A 15,826-nucleotide genomic window follows, 5' to 3' on the forward strand; every position below is an offset into this window, starting at 1 on the left:
GAGGTTATTCGGCGATGCAAGTGCGGAAGCCCGCCCAGCGCTCACGCTGGGCGGGCTCACACTCATCGCGGGTGTTTCACCAGGTTGAAGGTGGGGGGAGTTACTTCGCCCAACCCACGTTCTCGATCGGCAGGACCGCAAAGGAGTTGGCGCCGTAGTTGGCCAGGCCCTTCTTCACGGCCACGATCTCGGGGCCGTTGGCGTACGGCATGATGCCGTACTGCTGCAGGGCTTCCTTCTCCAGCTCGTTGGCGCGCTTGATCTGCTCGTCCGCGTCCGCGATCTGCTGCAGTTCCTCGATCTTCTTGTCCATCTCCGGGGTGCCGGTGGCGGACTTGTTCAGCTCGGAGTCGGAGGCGTAGATCTGGCCGAAGTACGCCACGCCGAACGGGTCGGAAGAGTTGAAGCCGGACATGAACAGGTCGAAGTCGCGCTCAGCGGTGACCTTGGAGAAGTCGGATCTCGGGCGCTCCTCCACCTGGACGTCGATGCCGATGTTGCGCAGCATCGCCTGGATGGCGGAGGTGGTGGCCTGCACCATCGGGGAGTCGCCGAGGGTGACGTAGCGGATGGACAGCGGGTTCGCCTCGTCGTAGCCGGCCTCCTTCAGCAGCTCCTTGGCCTTCTCCGGGTCGTACTGGACTACTTCGCCGAAGTTGTCCTCGTAGCCGTCCTGGGTCTGGAAGAGGTTGAACGAGCCCGGCAGGTCCTCCTCGTAACCCAGGCCCTGGAAGCGGATGGCGGCGAGCTGCTCGCGGTCCACACCGCGCATGATCGCCTCGCGCACCTTGATGTCCTCCAGGCCCGGGGCGGTGGAGTTGATGGTCATGAGGAAGGTGGACGGGCGCAGCGCGGTGCGGATCTCCACCGCATCGCCCATCTCCTTCGCGGTGGCCAGGCGGTCGCGGGTGCCCACGCCGGTGGCGTCGAGCTCACCTGCGCGGAAGGCGTTCAGGGACGCCTGGTCTTCCATCTGGCGGTAGGTGATCTTGTCCAGCTTCGGCTTTTCACCCCACCAGTTCTCGTTGGGCACGAAGGTCGCGGTGCCGCCTTCGAAGTCCACGTTTTCCACCTTGAACGGGCCTGCGCCCCACTCGGGGTGGACCTGCTTGAGGTAGGCGTTCATGAAGGTATCCGCGTCCTTGACCTGCGGTGGGACCAGGGAGTCGAAGAGGCCTTCCCACCACGGGTACGCCTGCTTGAAGGTGACCACTGCCTGCTTGTCGTCCTCGCCGCGTTCGACGGATTCGATCAGCTCGTAGCCGTCGGTGGAGTTGACCTGCACGTCCGGGTTGGTGCCGTTGTTGAACTTCCAGGTGTTCTCGTAGGCGGTCCAGTCGATCGGGGTGCCGTCGTTGTAGTTGGCCTCCGGGTTGATGGTGTAGGTGACCACGGTCTTGCCGTCGACAACCTCGTCCTTCACATCGGTGAGGTACGCCGGGTTCGGGTGGTAGGTGCCGTCACCATCGAAGAGCGAAAGCTGCGGGTTGTACTTGGTCCACAGCGAGCGGGTGTACAGGTTCATGTTCGCGTGGAACAGGTTCTGCTGCTCGGCGATCTCGGTGATCGCGAGGGTGAGCTCGCCGCCGTCCTGGATCTGGTCGCGCTCGAGCGGGTTGTAGTCGCCCGCTGCGTTGACCTCGAGCTGCTCGCCGTTGTCACCGGACTTCTCTGCCTGGGTGTTAGCGGTGTCTTGGCCGCCACCTGCGGCGGTGCCCTCGGAGTTTCCGTCCGAGGAGCAGGAGGCGAGGACGAGAGAGATGGAGGAGAGGCCGGCGAGGGCCGCGACACGGAGACGTTTGCTCATGGTCAGTTCCTTTCGTAGGTCGTCCGTCCGCAGATTGCTTTGCGACGGTTGCCCAAGGCGGGCAATGGTGCCGGAGAAACTTCCGGCGGCCCCTGCACACGGTTCGTACAGCACCGTTCGGTAAACACGACGTGAATCAGGTTGAACACAACCTACCGCACGTGTCATCCAGTTCACATTGATTTGGGAAAGTATTTTGCGTTTTATGCCCAGCTTGCCTCCAGCAAACTTGAATGTTCCGAAAAACTCGCACTTCATGCCGGGTGTAACGTGTGAACACCAAAAGCTGCCGGACTATAGAAAATGTGAATGATATTCACAGAACGCAAAAACCCCATCCACCGTGGCGGTGGATGGGGTGAACGCGAGGTGAATTACCCGACCGGTGTCAGCTCCACGTTCTCTGCCCACGTCAGTTCGATACCCTGCGCGCGTAGCCACTCCATGGCGTCGTCGCCGTGGCGGGTGATGCCTTCGACGGCGGCCAGCGTGACGTCGATAGCCTTCTCGGCGTCCTCGGCGGTGATGTAGCCGGCAGACGTGGCGGCGGCGAGCTCGTCGATGTCAAGCACGTCGATCGGGTTGCCGGTCAGTGACACGATGTCGACGTAGAGGTCGCGGGTGCGCCACACGTCGCCATCAATGTCGATGTCGGCGATATCGAAGTAGAAGTCATGCTCGTACCCAGCGTCTTCGCGCCAGTGGAAGATGTTTGCCCGCAGCCCAAGCTCCGGCAGTAGCCAGCTCTCCAGGTAGCCAAACTCCGGGTGGTCGGCGCCGCGGCCCATGTACAGGCCGAAGTCGGTGACGTGGAACGTGTCCACCTCGCGCAGAAACCCCTTCGGGTCGGTGTTGATGTTCGTTGCGGTGTCGAACGTCTCCTGCTTCACGGGGTGCAGATCGGCGGCCATTGGTTACCTCACGTCAATAGATGCGGCGGTCGGTGCGAAGGGACAGAGCTTGTCGACGGTGCGCACACTCCCGTCAACGACTGCCAGAACCCGCCCAGAGCCCGTGTCCGCGGTCGCGGACAGGGTGGCCGGTCCTGTTGGGTTAATACCGTTATTGCCCAACGGCGTTACGCCGGTGCGGAAATTGCCCAGGTTGATCCAGTACACCTTCATGCCGCCCTGTTCCTTCGCGGCCGCCGGGGTGCCCAGTGCGGTGAAGACGAAGGTGGTCTGGCCCGCCTTTGCGCCCGGGGCGGGGGATTGGGCCGGGCCGGGCACCGCGATCGCGGAAGCGGTGGAGTGCAGTCCCTTGCCGATGCAGTTGCCGGAGACTGTGGGCCAGTAGAACTGGGTGAACCGTGGGGCGTCGGCAGGCAGGGGCGGTCCTCCGATTTCATCGCCGCCTGCGTAGAACTGCACCGCAGTGCGCAGCGCATTGCCCACTGCCTGCGGGACGTGAGGCTGGTCTGCGAACGCGTTCACGCGCGCGACCGTCTCAGGCGTGGGCCGGCCCAGCGGGTCGAGGAAAGAGGACTGCGCAGAAGCAGTTTGCTTAGCGACGCCTCCGGTCACCAACAAACCGGCAGCGCACACCGCCGCAACGACGGTCCTGGAGAGCGAAAGATAGTTGTGCACTTGCGCCACATTAGTCACATCCGTAACAACGTCAAGCGGAACTGGGATATTACTGTGGGAATCGTGCGCGCGCAGGCTGCGGTTCGCAGGCGGGATAATGCGATTCAGCGCAGGCGGGAGTATCGTTTAGGCGTTATTTCCGCCAACGCAAAGGACCTATCTCTGTGTCGCACCCTGAATTTCGCAACGTAGCCATCGTCGCCCACGTCGACCACGGTAAAACCACCCTGGTCAACGCCATGCTGGAGCAGTCCGGCGTGTTCGGCGACCACGGCGAACACGGCGACCGCGTGATGGATTCCGGCGAGCTCGAGTCCGAGCGCGGCATCACCATTTTGGCCAAGAACACCGCCATCCGTCGCGCCGGCAAGGGCAAGGACGGCGCGGACCTGGTCATCAACGTCATCGACACCCCGGGCCACGCCGACTTCGGCGGCGAGGTCGAGCGCGGCCTGTCCATGGTCGACGGCGTCGTTTTGCTTATCGACGCATCCGAAGGCCCGCTGCCGCAAACCCGATTCGTCCTGGGCAAGGCACTCGAGGCGAAAAAGCCGGTCATCATCTGCGTGAACAAGACGGACCGCCCGGACGCCCGCATCGACGAGGTTGTCGAGGAGGCTCAGGACCTGCTCCTCGAGCTCGGCGCAGGCCTGGAAGACCCGGAGGCCGCCGAGGCCGCCGAGAACCTGCTCGAGCTGCCGGTACTCTACACCTCCGGCCGCGCGGGCCGCGCCTCCCTGGAAAACCCGGGCAACGGCAACCTGCCGGACAACGAGGACCTGCAGCCGCTGTTCGACGTCATCTACGACGTGCTGCCGGAGCCGTCCGCAGAGATCGACGCGCCGTTCCAGGCGCAGGTGACCAACCTGGACTCCTCCTCCTTCCTCGGCCGCATCGCGCTGATCCGCGTGTACAAGGGCGCCGTGAAGAAGGGCCAGAATGTCGCCTGGGTCCACTACGACTCCGAGGGCAACCAGCAGGTCAAGAACGTGAAGATCGCCGAGCTTCTGGTCACCGAGGGCCTGGACCGCGTCCCGGCCACCGGCGACGTGGTCGCAGGTGACATCGCCGCCATCTCCGGCGTCGAGGACATCATGATCGGCGACACCCTCTGCGACCCGGAGAACGTTGAGCCGCTGCCGCGCATCGCCATCGACGACCCCGCGATCTCCATGACCATCGGCGTGAACACTTCCCCGATGGCCGGCCGCAACGGCGGCGACAAGCTCACCGCCCGCATGGTCAAGGCCCGCCTGGAGCAGGAGCTGATCGGTAACGTCTCCATCAAGGTGCTGCCGACCGACCGCCCGGACGCGTGGGAGGTGCAGGGCCGCGGCGAGATGGCCCTGACCGTGCTCATCGAGACCATGCGTCGCGAAGGCTTCGAACTGACCGTGGGCAAGCCGCAGGTGGTGACCAAGGAGGTCGACGGCAAGACCTACGAGCCGTACGACCACATGATCATCGACGTCCCGTCCGAGCACCAGGGCGCCGTCACCCAGCTGATGGCCAACCGCAAGGGCCAGATGACCTCGATGTCCAACACCGGCTCCGGCGACTGGGTGCGCATGGAGTTCGACGTGCCGTCGCGAGGCCTGATCGGCTTCCGCACCACCTTCCTCACCGAGACCCGCGGCGCCGGCATCGCCAACTCCTACTCCATCGAGCACCGCCCGTGGGCGGGCGAGATCAAGGGCCGCCCGACCGGCTCCCTGGTCGCCGACCGCTCGGGCCAGGTCACCGCCTACGCCCTGCAGCAGCTGGCAGACCGCGGCGACTTCTTCGTCGAGCCCGGCGCGGAAACCTACGAGGGCATGGTCGTCGGCGCGAACTCCCGCGACGAAGACATGGACATCAACATCACCAAGGAAAAGAAGCTTACCAACATGCGCTCCGCCACCGCGGACGCCACGGTCACGCTGCAGAAGGCCCGCACCCTCTCCCTGGATGAGGCCATCGAGTTCTGCGACGACGACGAGTGCGTCGAGGTCGCCCCCGAGGCGATGCGCGTGCGCAAGATCATCCTCAACGCCACCGAGCGCGGCCGCGCCCGCTCCCGCGCGAAGCAGAAGAACAGCTAGCCTGTTCTTCCATGCACCCAAGTAGAACGCGCCGCCCAGCCACCCGTGCTGCGGCGGCGTTTTCCGTGCTCTGCCTCGCGGCGTCCTGCGCGGCCAATCCGGGCCCGCCGCCGTTGGTGGAGCCGGAGGACCGTCCCGACGCTGTCTCCGAGCGCGACAACGCCGACGCCGACAACGCCGACGCCGAACACGCCGACGAGCAGGACGCCAACCACGAGCCCGCCAGCGGCCGTCCGCAGGCGCAGGTGGGCGTGGACCCGGTGCGCGCGGGGTTCAACCCGCACTTGGTCGGCGACGAGTCCGCCGTCGTGCGCGGCATCGCGGACCTGGTCCTGCCCAGTGCGTTTAGGGCGGGTGGAGCGAAGGACCCGAACCTGCTCGTCGGCGCGTCGGTGCTGCCGACGTCCCCGGCTGCGTTCACGGTCCGCTACGTCATCGCGCCGAACGCCCAGTGGTCCGACGGCACGCCGATCACCGGCGCGGATTTCGCCTACCTGTGGCGCGGTATGACAAAGACGCCTGGGGTGGTGGACCCGGCCGCGTACCGCGCGGTGGCGGACGTGCGCGTCAGCGGGCCCGGCGGCAAGGTCGTGGACGTGGATTTCGCGCAGCCGGTGGGGGACTGGCGGGTGCTGTTCCGTCACCTGTTGCCGTCGCACTTGCTCGCCGCGGACGCCGCCGACTTCGCCTACGCGCTGCGCAACACGGTGCCTGCATCGGCCGGCCGTTACCTGGTGCGCAGCGTGGACCGGGCGCACGGAACCGTCACGCTGAACCGCAACGACAGGTTCTGGGGCCCGGACCCGGCGCCGATCGACATCCTCACCCTCGCCGCGGCGCGCGACACCACCCAGGTGGCGGACCAGCTGCGCAGCGGACAGCTCGCGTTCGTGGACATGGTGCCGCAGGACACTACCGCGGATGTGCTCGGGCTGATCCCGGACGTGGACACCCGCACGTTCCCGGGCGACCGCACCTTGGGCGTCACACTGTCCGCCACCAGCGGGCTTTCGGCGCAGGCGCGCGCGGAGGTGCGTTCGCTTATCGACGTCCCCCTGCTCGCCCACATCGCCGCCCGGCGCAGCACCAACGTGGATGCCGCGGCCCCGACCGAGCCTGGTTCGCTGGCGCTGCTGCACGCCCTCGCCGCCGACGGCAAGGTCCTTCGCGTCGCCGCGGACGCGGCTGACCCGGCCGCAACCGCCGCCGCGCGCTCGCTGGTGGACCTACTGGACAACGCCGGTGTGCCCGCCCGCATCGTGGCCAACGAGCTGCCCGCCATCGCCGCGCGCAGCCTGCCGGCGGGCGAGGTGGACATCGTGGTGCACTGGCGCAACGACGGCGCATCCGCCGACACCGCCGCCCACACCCCCGCTGACACACTGGCCAGCCGCATCGCTTGCCCTGCAGAAACCGGCCGCGCCGGCAACCTCGCGGGTTTCTGTTCGGTGGCCGGCGACGAGCTGGCCAAAGCAATCCTTGCCGGCGACATCCCGCCAGAAACAGCGACCGAACGCGTCGCGGCGATCGAGCACCGAGAAGCGCTCTGGGTGCCCCTGCTGCGCGAGACCCGTCTGGCCGCCACCGCGGGCGGGGTGCGCGCGGCGGGCACGCAGCCGGGGCAGTGGCCCGGCGGGCTGTCGTCCGCGGGCGCGTGGACGCTGGCCGATACAGTGGGGCGGCGAACAAAAATACAGGAGGTTCCATGACCGATAGAGACCTTTCTGGCTACCGCGTTGTAGCCGTGCACGCCCACCCGGACGACGAGGCGATCACCACCGCCGGCGCGCTCGCAGACCTGTCGGCACGCGGCGCGGACGTGCTGGTGGTCACCTGCACCCTTGGCGAGGAGGGCGAGGTCATCGGCGAGCCCTACCAGCACCTTGTCGCCGACGAGGCGGACCAGCTCGGCGGGTTCCGCATCCAGGAGCTGCAGCGCTCCCTCAACGCGATCGGCGCGCGCGGGCAGTTCCTCGGTGGCGCCGGTTGCTTCCGCGACTCCGGCATGGCGGGATCGCCGGCGAGTAAAAATCCGCGGGCGTTTGTGAATTCGGGTGACGTGGCCGTCGAGAAGCTTGCTGCCATCTTCGACGCGGAAAAGCCGCACCTTGTGCTCACCTACGGCCCCGACGGCGGCTACGGCCACCCGGACCACATCCGCGCCCACGAGATCACCCACGCCGCCGCCGAGCGCGTGCACGTCCCGCGCATCATGTGGGCGGTGCGCCTCGCCGAGGAGACCGCCGCGCTCATGCCCGCCGAGGCGCCCGAGGGCTGGCGCCTGCCCGACGACGGTGAGCTCGACGGCGTGGACACCTCCGACGTCCGCGTCGAGCTCAACGACGCCGCCTACAGCGCCAAGGTCGAGGCGATGCGCGCGCACGCCACCCAGCTGTGGATCGCGGACGGGCGCACCACCGACGTCAACCCGCACGCCGCGCTCGCCGCCGGTCCGGTGGTGTACTACGCGCTGTCCAACCTGATCATCCAGCCGATCCAGCGCGTCGAGCACTACCAGCTGGGCACGGGGCTTCCGCTTCACGACGGTGCTTCGCTGCTCACCGGGATCGCACGATGACACAACCCGCAGTGCGCGACGACTTCTCCCGGGGCGAAGCGGTCGCCGGGCTGGTGTGGCTCAGCGTTGGCGCACTGGTCTCGCTCGTGTTGGAGGTGGTCTACCTCAACTGGATCTGGGCGGTTGTCGCGCTGTCGTTCAACGCGGTGCTGACGAAGACGGCACGGTTGTGGTCGGAGACCTGGGCGCTCGCGCCGCTGGGGGTGTGGGGCTGCGCGTTTTTCATTTCACTGGCCGTACTCCCGCCAACTGGCTGGTCGTTGATGCTATTTGTTGCCGGCATAGTGGGTGGCGTTTGGCCCATGATTCGTTCGAAGTGACATACTGTTGCCATGACTTACGTGATTGCTCAACCGTGCGTCGACATCATGGACCGCAGCTGCGTTGAAGAATGCCCCGTTGATTGCATCTACGAGGGCAAGCGCATGCTTTACATCCACCCCGACGAGTGCGTCGACTGCGGCGCCTGTGAACCTGCATGCCCGGTCGAGGCCATCTTCTACGAGGACGACACCCCCGACGAGTGGAGCGAGTACTACGACGTCAACGTCGGCTTCTTCGACGAGCTCGGCTCCCCGGGCGGCGCCGCCAAGACCGGCCCGCAGGACTACGACCACCCGTTCGTGGCCGCCCTGCCGCCGCAGAACCAGGACTAGGCTATTGGCTCGCACTCCACTCGGATCGCGGCTGCCGGACTTTCCCTGGGACACCATCGCGGACGTGCGCGAGCGCGCCGCCGCGCACGACGGCGGGCTGATCGACCTGTCCGTCGGCGGCCCCGTCGACCCGGTCGCCCCGTCGATCCAGCTCGCGCTGACCGAGGCCGCCGCGGCCCCCGGCTACCCGCAGACCGCCGGCACGCCCGAGCTGCGCGCCACCATCGTCTCTTCGCTTGAGCGCCGCTTCGGCATCGCCGGGCTGAACGAGCGCTCTGTGCTGCCCGTGATCGGCCTGAAGGAGGCCGTGGCGTGGCTGCCCACGCTGCTCGGTCTGCGCGGCGAGAAAGTGGTCATCCCTGAGGTCGCGTACCCCACCTACGAGGTCGGCGCGCTCGTGGCCGGCTGCGAGGTCGTGCGTTGCGACGACCCCGCGGCCGCGCCCCGCGACGCCGCCTTGGTGTTCGTCAACTCCCCGTCGAACCCGACCGGGGCAGTGGCGACCGCGGACGAGCTGCGCGCCTGGGTGGAGTTCTCCCGCGACACCGGCGCGATTATCGCCTCCGACGAGTGCTACCTCTACCTCGGCTGGTCCGCCGAGCCGGTGTCCATCCTGCACCCGTCCGTCACCGACGGCGACAACACCGGGCTGCTCGCGCTGCACTCGCTGTCGAAGACATCCAACCTGGCGTCCTACCGCGCCGGCACCATCTCCGGCGACGAGGAGCTCGTGCAGGAACTGCTGCTCGTGCGCAAGCACTCCGGTCTCATCGTGCCCGGCCCCATCCAGGCCGCCATGGTCGCCGCCCTCGGCGACGACATGCACGAGGAAATGCAGCGTTCCGCCTACGCCATGCGCCGCGTCGAACTCATGAAGGCGCTGCCGGAGGCGGGCTTTACTATCGACGACTCTGATGCCGGGTTGTACCTTTGGTGCCGTCGAGAAGCAATGAGCTCCCGCGAAACGCTGGACTGGCTCGCAGACCGCGGCATCCTCGCAGCCCCTGGCCACTTCTACGGGCCGGCCGGCGCGAACCACGTGCGCATCTCGCTGACCGCCACCGACGAGCGCATCGCCGAAGCCGCCAAGCGCCTGGTTTCTTAACTTCGACCTCCCGGGACTACACTTACGTAAGTTTTGCGTACTTTTTCGAGGAGGTTGTCCGTGACGCACGAGCACGCCGCCGCACCAGCCGGCGGGAGCACAGCGGTGCGATTCGTCGCCGGGCTGCGCCAATTCCTGCGCTTCGGCATCGTCGGCGGCTCCGGCGTGCTGGTGAACTTCGTCGTGTTCTACCTGGCCAACAAGGCCCTGGAAAACGGCCTGGACCTTCACGCCAACGACGTGGTCATGCAACTCGGCGCCACCCGCTGGAACGTGCGCTGGTACCACGTGTTGTCCACGCTCGCGTTCCTGTTGGCGAACACCTGGAACTACCAGCTCAACCGCTCCTGGACCTTCCGCGGCGTGCACGGGCGCTCCTGGCTGCGCGGCTTCTTCCCGTTCTTGGCCACCGGCGCGCTCGCGTTCGCCGTGTCGCTGACGTGCATGACGCTTCTGATGAACCCCACCACACCGATCGGCCTGCCGGACCACATCTTCGACGACTCGTCCGGACTGCGCACCAAGTCCTACTGGGCGCAAGCCATTTCAACGTTCATAGCCATGCCGGTGAACTTCATCATCAACAAATTCTGGACCTTCGGAAAGCCAAAATCTTCCGTCTAGCTGGGGATTGTGAAATTCTCAGGAAAAGTTATCCACATTTTCTCCGGGGTCTAGATTTGGGGCTTGCGCGGTCATAGCTTGTGTGCCATGACACCATTCCAAGAGTTTCTGAACACACAACCGACCATCCGCGTACTTGAAGGCTTTGACAAGCGCGCCGCCATCGCCGCCGGCGTGATACCGAACCTGGCCAGCAAGTGGGAAGCGATCCACACTGTCTACTTCGGCCCCACGAGGTGGACCAAACACCAACGCCTCGCCCGCAAGGCCGCCGAAAAGTTTCCGCTGAGCCAGCTGGTCTACATCGAAGACCGGCTGAAAAAGATCCCCAACGAAGCCGAGCGGTGGCGCGTGCGCCGCAAACTGCTGGAAAAGTTCACCACCCACCACGAGCTGAAAGCTAAGGCCGACAGGCTGATTCTCAAACCGGCCCGGACAAAGCCTAAACTGCAGGTCAGGTTCGGGCGATCAGTGCACGGCAGGCGCACGATTCAGATCACCGCCGACGAGCACGACGCCGCCGACATCGAGCACTACCTGCGCGAAGGCCTCGACCCGACCAAGCCGCCGGGGCCGCAAATGCTGCGGAGATTCCTTGACCTTGTCCGGGGATGCGGCGGAGGCCTACCTTTCGCCGTTCGCCGCCCGATTGTGGTGGTGGGGCTGGACCAGCACGTGCAGATCCTCTCCGGCGACGGAGACGACGTGATCCTCGGGCTCACCGACGGCACCACCATCACCGGCGCCGAATACCTGGCATCGGAGCCCGAACTCGCAGAGGTAGCGCTGTTCCACCCGACCGAAGGCGCGCTGAACCTGTACAACACGCAGCGCTACGCCAACGACAAGCAGCGCGACCTCGCCCGGTTGACGCTGACGGTGTGCCCGTGGCCGGGCTGCCGCCACGGCTCCGACTCCTGCGAGATCCACCACATGCAGTCGTGGGCCGAAGGTGGCGAGACGAACATGGCCAACCTCGTGCCGGTGTGCCACTACCACAACCAGATCAACCACGACATCGCCTCGCACGCCAACCGCCGCGGCAGCGTGAAACGCGTCAAGGGGACCCCGACGTGGGTCTCGCCGAACGGCATCCCCGCGGCGAACCGGTACCACCCCTACGGGGCGATGGAGGTGCTGTTTGGCTCTGGTTCCTCGGGGGCGCGGAGGACGTAGCGGGCCAGCGTGTCCTCGTGGCCGCGCAGGCGCACCGGCTCGGAGAGAAGGCAGTCGTAGGTGAATCCCGCCTTCTCGGCCGCGCGGCGCGAGGCGGAGTTGTCCACGGCGATGTGGAGCTCCAGATGCTTCACACCGCGGGAAAATGCTCGGGCGGCGACAAGACGCAGCGCCCGGGTGGTCAGCCCCCGGCCCCGGGCCCACGGTGCGGTGCTGTAGCCCAACACGTCGCCTGGGCGCAGCTCGATGCTTCCGGCGTAGCGGCCGTCAACCACATACGCCCACCGCTCGACGCCGTCCGGCACAGTGGCGAGGAATTCGTCGGCGTGCGAGCCGGTGTAGGGGTGCGGCACGGTGGTCCAGCGCACCATCGCAGGGTCGTTGCTGGTGGCCACAATGTCGGCGCGCACCCCCGGCAACGAATCGACGTCGCTCCAGGGCAGCAGCGTCAGCTCCGCGTCGCGGAGGAGGGGCACGTTAGTTGGCATGCAGCGCTTCGTTGAGCTCGATGCCCTTCGCGGGCACAGCCTCGACGGAGCCGGTGACGGAGTTGCGGCGGAACTGCAGACCGTTCGCGCCGGAGAGCTCGAGCGCCTTCACCGTGGCGCCAGCGTCCTTGCTCAGAGCTTCGGCCACCGGCGCGGTGAGCACGACCTTGGTGCCGGCGGTGACGTAGAGGCCGGCTTCGACGATGCAGTCGTCGCCGAGCGAGATGCCCACGCCGGCGTTCGCGCCAAGGAGGCAGCGCTCGCCGAGGGAGATGACTTCCTTGCCTCCGCCGGACAGGGTGCCCATGATGGACGCGCCGCCGCCGATGTCGGTGCCGTCGCCGACGACAACGCCGGCGGAGATGCGGCCCTCAACCATGGAGGCGCCGAGCGTGCCGGCGTTGAAGTTCACGAAGCCTTCGTGCATGACGGTGGTGCCTTCGGCGAGGTGGGCGCCGAGGCGGATGCGGTCCGCGTCGCCGATGCGCACGCCGGACGGCACGACGTAGTCGACCATGCGCGGGAACTTGTCAACCGAGAACACCACTACCGGGCCCTTGGCGGCAAGCTTGCCGCGGGTCATCTGGAAGTCCGAGACGGCGCAGGGGCCGTAGTTGGTCCACACCACGTTGGACAGCAGACCGAACACGCCGTCCATGTTGGCGCCGTGGGGGCGGATCAGGCGGTGCGACAGCAGATGCAGGCGCAGGTATACGTCGTAGGCGTCCACGGCTGGCTCGGCTAGGTCTTTGATCGCGGTTTCCACGGCCACGCGTGCGACGCCGCGCGCCTCGTCGGGGCCGACGAGCTCTTCGAAGCGGGCGTCGGGCTCTGCCAATCGACGCGTCCCGGTTTCCTCAACCGGCTCATCAACTAACGGGGCGGGGTACCAGACGTCAAGCACGGTGCCGTCGTGGGTGATGGTGGCGACGCCGCGCGCAATCGCGGAAGTTGGGGAATTCATGCCGATTACCTTACGGCACCCCGGTTTCGGGTGAGGAAGGACATGGCGACCAGGATCAACGACAGGACGGTGACGCTGATGACTTGGGAGCGCGAAGCATCGTCGAAAAGCATGAGCACCGTCAGCCCCAAAAGCGCCGCCAGGGTGACCCACGGCACCCACGACGCGCCGCGCACACGCACCGCGGAAGAACGGATGCGCGGGTGGAGCTTGATGAAGCTCAGGGTGATCATGATCCAGGTGACGATGAGGCAGCCGCCGGTGGCGGACATGATGAAGTCGATCATCCCCGGTGGGTTCCACCACTGCAGGCCCACCGCCACGAACGCGAAGAACACGGAGATGAGCACGGAGTTGCGCGGCACGCCGGCGGTGTTGGTGCGCGCCATCCAGGCCGGGGCGTCGCCCTCGAGCGCCTGCTGGTATCCCAGCCGCGAGGTGCCGTAGATCTGCGCGTTGAACGCGGACAGAAGCGCGAGGACGATCACGACCTCCATGAGCGCGGCGGCGCCCGGGATGTTGGCCATTTCCAGCACGGCGGTGAATGGTGAGTCGGCGGCGGAGTCCGCGCCGTCGATGGCGGCGTACGGCAGCAGCAGGATGATCACGGTTACTGAGCCGATGTAGAACAGCGCGATGCGCCAAATAATCGAGTTCACGGCGCGCTTGACGTTGTCGGAGGGATTCTCGGATTCGGCGGCGGCGATGGTGACCACCTCGATGCCGCCGAACGCGAACGCCACCGCGAGCAGCCCGGCGGCGATGCCGGCGATGCCGTTGGGGGCGAAGCCGGATTCGCGCACGTGCTCGAAGCCGACGAAGTCGCTGGCGGGCAGCACGCCGGCCCACAGCAGCACGCCGATGACCAAGAAGCCCAGGATGACGGCGATTTTGATCATGGCGAACCAGTACTCGAACTCGCCGAAGCCCTTGACCTGGGCAAGGTTCACGGCGGTGAGCACCACCACGACGACAAGCCCGGGCACCCATTGCGGCACGCCGAACCAGCCGGCCATCATGGCGGAGGCGCCGGTGAGTTCGGCGCCGCACGCCATGATGAGCAGGAAGTAGTAGATCCAGCCGAGCAGGAACCCGGCCCAGTGGCCGAACGCCATGCGTCCGTAGGTGGCAAACGAGCCGGAGGAGGGGTGCGCGGCGGCCATTTCGCCGAGCATGCGCATCACTGCGATGACGATCAGCCCGGCAATCGCGTACGCGACAAGGATCGCGGGCCCGGCGGCGCGAATGCCCACGCCGACGCCGAGGAACAGCCCGGCGCCCACGGCGGTGCCGAGCCCCATGAGGGTGAGGTGACGCGATTTCAGGCCGGAGCCCAGATCGCTATTGCTTGTCGACGTTCCTCCGGTCATCAGGCGCCCCTATTCTTGTGCACGTTTTGGTGGATCGCGCCGGCGATGGCGATGACGCCGACGACGACGGCGACCGCGAGCATCTGGAAGCGCCCGTCCGCGTCAGCCAGCATCAGCGCAATGACGCCTGCGGCGAGGGCAATCATGACCCACGGCAGGACGGCCGGCGCCCACATGCGGACCTCGGTGATTTCGCCGGTAGCCACTAGCTTCGGATGCAGTCGCACGAACGACAGAGCGACGACGATCCACAGCACGATCAGGCAGCCGCCGACCGCGTTGAGCAAAAACGCCAGCAGCCCTGGCGGGTTCCAGTACTGCAGGGCTACGGCGGCGAACCCGAAGACGACGGAGACGATGACGGCGCGCATGGGCACGCCGCGGGCGTCGGTGCGGGCGAAGGAGGCGGGGGCGTCGCCGCGCACGGCGAGGTTCTGCATGAAGCGCGAGGAGCCGTAGATCTGGGTGTTGCAGGCGGACAGCAACGCCACCACGATGACGGCTTCCATGATGCCGACGGCGCCCGGGATGTTCGCCAGCTCGAGCACGGCGGTAAACGGGGAGTCGGCGGCGGAGTCGGCCCCGCCGATCTCGTCGAAAGGCAAAAGCAGCACGATCAGCAGCACGGAGCCGATGTAGAACACGGAGATACGCCAGATGATGGAGCGGATCGCGGAGTGCACGCCCGCCTGCGGGTCTTCGGATTCGGCGGCGGCGACGGTGACCAGCTCGATGCCGCCGAACGCGAACGCCACGGCCAGCAGCGCGGTGGCCACGCCGGACCAGCCGTTGGGCATGAAGCCGACCTCGCTGACGTTGCTCAACCCCACGAACCCGCTGGCGGGCAGCAGACCGAGCCACAGTGCCACGCCGATGATCAAGAACGCGACTATGACGGCGACCTTGATCAGGGCGAACCAGAACTCGAACTCGCCGAAGTTTTTCACTGCGGAGAAGTTGACCACGGTGAACGCCACGATGGCCACCAGCGCCGGGATCCACGGCGAGATGCCGAACCACGCGGCGACGATGGCGGAGGCGCCGGTGATTTCCACGGCCATGATCATGATCATCATGAACCAGTACAGCCAGCCGATGGTGAATCCGGCCCACGGCCCGAACGCCTGGGCGGCGTAGGTGGAGAAGGTGCCGGAGGACGGCCTGGCGGCGACCATCTCGGCGAGCATCTGCATGAAGCAGACGGTGATGAATCCGGCGATGACGTACGCGATCAACACGGCGGGCCCGGCGGCTGCGATGCCCACGCCGGTGCCCAGAAACAGGCCGGCGCCGATGGCGGAGCCGAGGCCCATCATGGTCAGGTGGCGTGTCTTCAGCCCGCGGGCGAGCGCGGTGGAATCCGCGACGGGGGAAACTGGTGTCGACATGTC

The 15,826-nt window shown here is 66.7% G+C and carries 15 protein-coding genes; 8 read left to right on the forward strand and 7 right to left on the reverse strand.

The annotated features are described in order from the left end of the window. Positions 1–100 precede the first annotated feature (100 nt). The 3 genes from ACX1NL_RS04685 to ACX1NL_RS04695 all read right to left on the reverse strand — a co-directional run bounded on the left by ACX1NL_RS04685 (position 101) and on the right by ACX1NL_RS04695 (position 3,393). Positions 101–1,807: an ABC transporter family substrate-binding protein gene (locus ACX1NL_RS04685; RefSeq protein ID WP_458898735.1), complete on the reverse strand. Its 1,707-nt coding sequence runs from the start codon at positions 1,805–1,807 to the stop codon at positions 101–103. 374 nt (positions 1,808–2,181) lie between these two features. Continuing rightward, positions 2,182–2,718, reverse strand: a complete 537-nt coding sequence (locus ACX1NL_RS04690) for a DUF402 domain-containing protein (protein ID WP_458898736.1) — start codon at positions 2,716–2,718, stop codon at positions 2,182–2,184. A 3-nt stretch (positions 2,719–2,721) separates the two neighbouring features. Further along, positions 2,722–3,393, reverse strand: a complete 672-nt coding sequence (locus ACX1NL_RS04695) for an Rv1157c family protein (RefSeq protein ID WP_239306007.1) — start codon at positions 3,391–3,393, stop codon at positions 2,722–2,724. A gap of 164 nt (positions 3,394–3,557) precedes the next feature. Between ACX1NL_RS04695 and typA the strand changes: the two genes are divergently transcribed. The 8 genes from typA to ACX1NL_RS04735 all read left to right on the forward strand — a co-directional run bounded on the left by typA (position 3,558) and on the right by ACX1NL_RS04735 (position 11,613). Next, a complete protein-coding gene (gene typA / locus ACX1NL_RS04700) occupies positions 3,558–5,474 on the forward strand; it encodes a translational GTPase TypA (protein ID WP_301613318.1) in 1,917 nt (638 codons plus the stop codon). Between the two features lie 11 nt (positions 5,475–5,485). Then, positions 5,486–7,183, forward strand: coding sequence for an ABC transporter family substrate-binding protein (locus tag ACX1NL_RS04705; RefSeq protein WP_458898737.1), 1,698 nt, complete (start codon positions 5,486–5,488; stop codon positions 7,181–7,183). After that, positions 7,180–8,052, forward strand: coding sequence for an N-acetyl-1-D-myo-inositol-2-amino-2-deoxy-alpha-D-glucopyranoside deacetylase (mshB, locus tag ACX1NL_RS04710; protein ID WP_458898738.1), 873 nt, complete (start codon positions 7,180–7,182; stop codon positions 8,050–8,052). The genes ACX1NL_RS04705 and mshB overlap by 4 nt, the downstream gene beginning before the upstream one ends. Further along, a complete protein-coding gene (locus ACX1NL_RS04715; protein WP_458898739.1) occupies positions 8,049–8,372 on the forward strand; it encodes a hypothetical protein in 324 nt (107 codons plus the stop codon). Before mshB ends, ACX1NL_RS04715 begins: the two co-directional genes overlap by 4 nt. Before the next feature lie 12 nt (positions 8,373–8,384). Then, positions 8,385–8,708: a ferredoxin gene (gene fdxA, locus ACX1NL_RS04720; RefSeq protein WP_181192369.1), complete on the forward strand. Its 324-nt coding sequence runs from the start codon at positions 8,385–8,387 to the stop codon at positions 8,706–8,708. A gap of 4 nt (positions 8,709–8,712) precedes the next feature. Next, positions 8,713–9,813, forward strand: coding sequence for a succinyldiaminopimelate transaminase (gene dapC, locus ACX1NL_RS04725; RefSeq protein WP_181888166.1), 1,101 nt, complete (start codon positions 8,713–8,715; stop codon positions 9,811–9,813). Between the two features lie 60 nt (positions 9,814–9,873). Further along, complete coding sequence (locus tag ACX1NL_RS04730; RefSeq protein WP_269952199.1) at positions 9,874–10,437, forward strand: GtrA family protein; 564 nt, start codon at positions 9,874–9,876, stop codon at positions 10,435–10,437. Positions 10,438–10,524: 87 nt separating this feature from the next. After that, on the forward strand, positions 10,525–11,613 hold the full coding sequence (locus tag ACX1NL_RS04735; protein WP_458898740.1) for an HNH endonuclease signature motif containing protein: 1,089 nt from the start codon (positions 10,525–10,527) through the stop codon (positions 11,611–11,613). On the opposite strand, the gene ACX1NL_RS04740 is transcribed toward ACX1NL_RS04735, so the two are convergent. From ACX1NL_RS04740 to ACX1NL_RS04755, 4 genes are read right to left on the reverse strand one after another with little or no spacing between them, the layout of a single operon-like run. Further along, on the reverse strand, positions 11,556–12,101 hold the full coding sequence (locus ACX1NL_RS04740) for a GNAT family N-acetyltransferase (RefSeq protein ID WP_269952201.1): 546 nt from the start codon (positions 12,099–12,101) through the stop codon (positions 11,556–11,558). The two genes, ACX1NL_RS04735 and ACX1NL_RS04740, sit on opposite strands and share 58 nt — an antisense overlap. Beyond that, positions 12,091–13,065 carry a 2,3,4,5-tetrahydropyridine-2,6-dicarboxylate N-succinyltransferase gene (gene dapD, locus ACX1NL_RS04745; RefSeq protein WP_269952202.1) on the reverse strand — a complete coding sequence of 325 codons (975 nt, stop codon included), beginning with the start codon at positions 13,063–13,065 and terminating at the stop codon, positions 12,091–12,093. Before dapD ends, ACX1NL_RS04740 begins: the two co-directional genes overlap by 11 nt. A 5-nt stretch (positions 13,066–13,070) precedes the next feature. Continuing rightward, complete coding sequence (locus tag ACX1NL_RS04750) at positions 13,071–14,435, reverse strand: amino acid permease (RefSeq protein WP_239305997.1); 1,365 nt, start codon at positions 14,433–14,435, stop codon at positions 13,071–13,073. Beyond that, complete coding sequence (locus tag ACX1NL_RS04755) at positions 14,435–15,823, reverse strand: amino acid permease (protein WP_458898741.1); 1,389 nt, start codon at positions 15,821–15,823, stop codon at positions 14,435–14,437. Before ACX1NL_RS04755 ends, ACX1NL_RS04750 begins: the two co-directional genes overlap by 1 nt. Between the last annotated feature and the right edge of the window lie 3 nt (positions 15,824–15,826).

The sequence above is a fragment of the Corynebacterium sp. CQ3829_602738 genome (genome assembly GCF_054478435.1).

Bases quoted from the DNA above. Each gene is read 5' to 3' on its own strand.
- ACX1NL_RS04685 (WP_458898735.1), bottom strand. From the start codon at position 1,807: ATGAGCAAACGTCTCCGTGTCGCGGCCCTCGCCGGCCTCTCCTCCATC.
- ACX1NL_RS04690 (WP_458898736.1), bottom strand. From the start codon at position 2,718: ATGGCCGCCGATCTGCACCCCGTGAAGCAGGAGACGTTCGACACCGCA.
- ACX1NL_RS04705 (WP_458898737.1), top strand. From the start codon at position 5,486: ATGCACCCAAGTAGAACGCGCCGCCCAGCCACCCGTGCTGCGGCGGCG.
- mshB (WP_458898738.1), top strand. From the start codon at position 7,180: ATGACCGATAGAGACCTTTCTGGCTACCGCGTTGTAGCCGTGCACGCC.
- ACX1NL_RS04715 (WP_458898739.1), top strand. From the start codon at position 8,049: ATGACACAACCCGCAGTGCGCGACGACTTCTCCCGGGGCGAAGCGGTC.
- fdxA (WP_181192369.1), top strand. From the start codon at position 8,385: ATGACTTACGTGATTGCTCAACCGTGCGTCGACATCATGGACCGCAGC.
- ACX1NL_RS04735 (WP_458898740.1), top strand. From the start codon at position 10,525: ATGACACCATTCCAAGAGTTTCTGAACACACAACCGACCATCCGCGTA.
- ACX1NL_RS04740 (WP_269952201.1), bottom strand. From the start codon at position 12,101: ATGCCAACTAACGTGCCCCTCCTCCGCGACGCGGAGCTGACGCTGCTG.
- dapD (WP_269952202.1), bottom strand. From the start codon at position 13,065: ATGAATTCCCCAACTTCCGCGATTGCGCGCGGCGTCGCCACCATCACC.
- ACX1NL_RS04750 (WP_239305997.1), bottom strand. From the start codon at position 14,435: ATGACCGGAGGAACGTCGACAAGCAATAGCGATCTGGGCTCCGGCCTG.
- ACX1NL_RS04755 (WP_458898741.1), bottom strand. From the start codon at position 15,823: ATGTCGACACCAGTTTCCCCCGTCGCGGATTCCACCGCGCTCGCCCGC.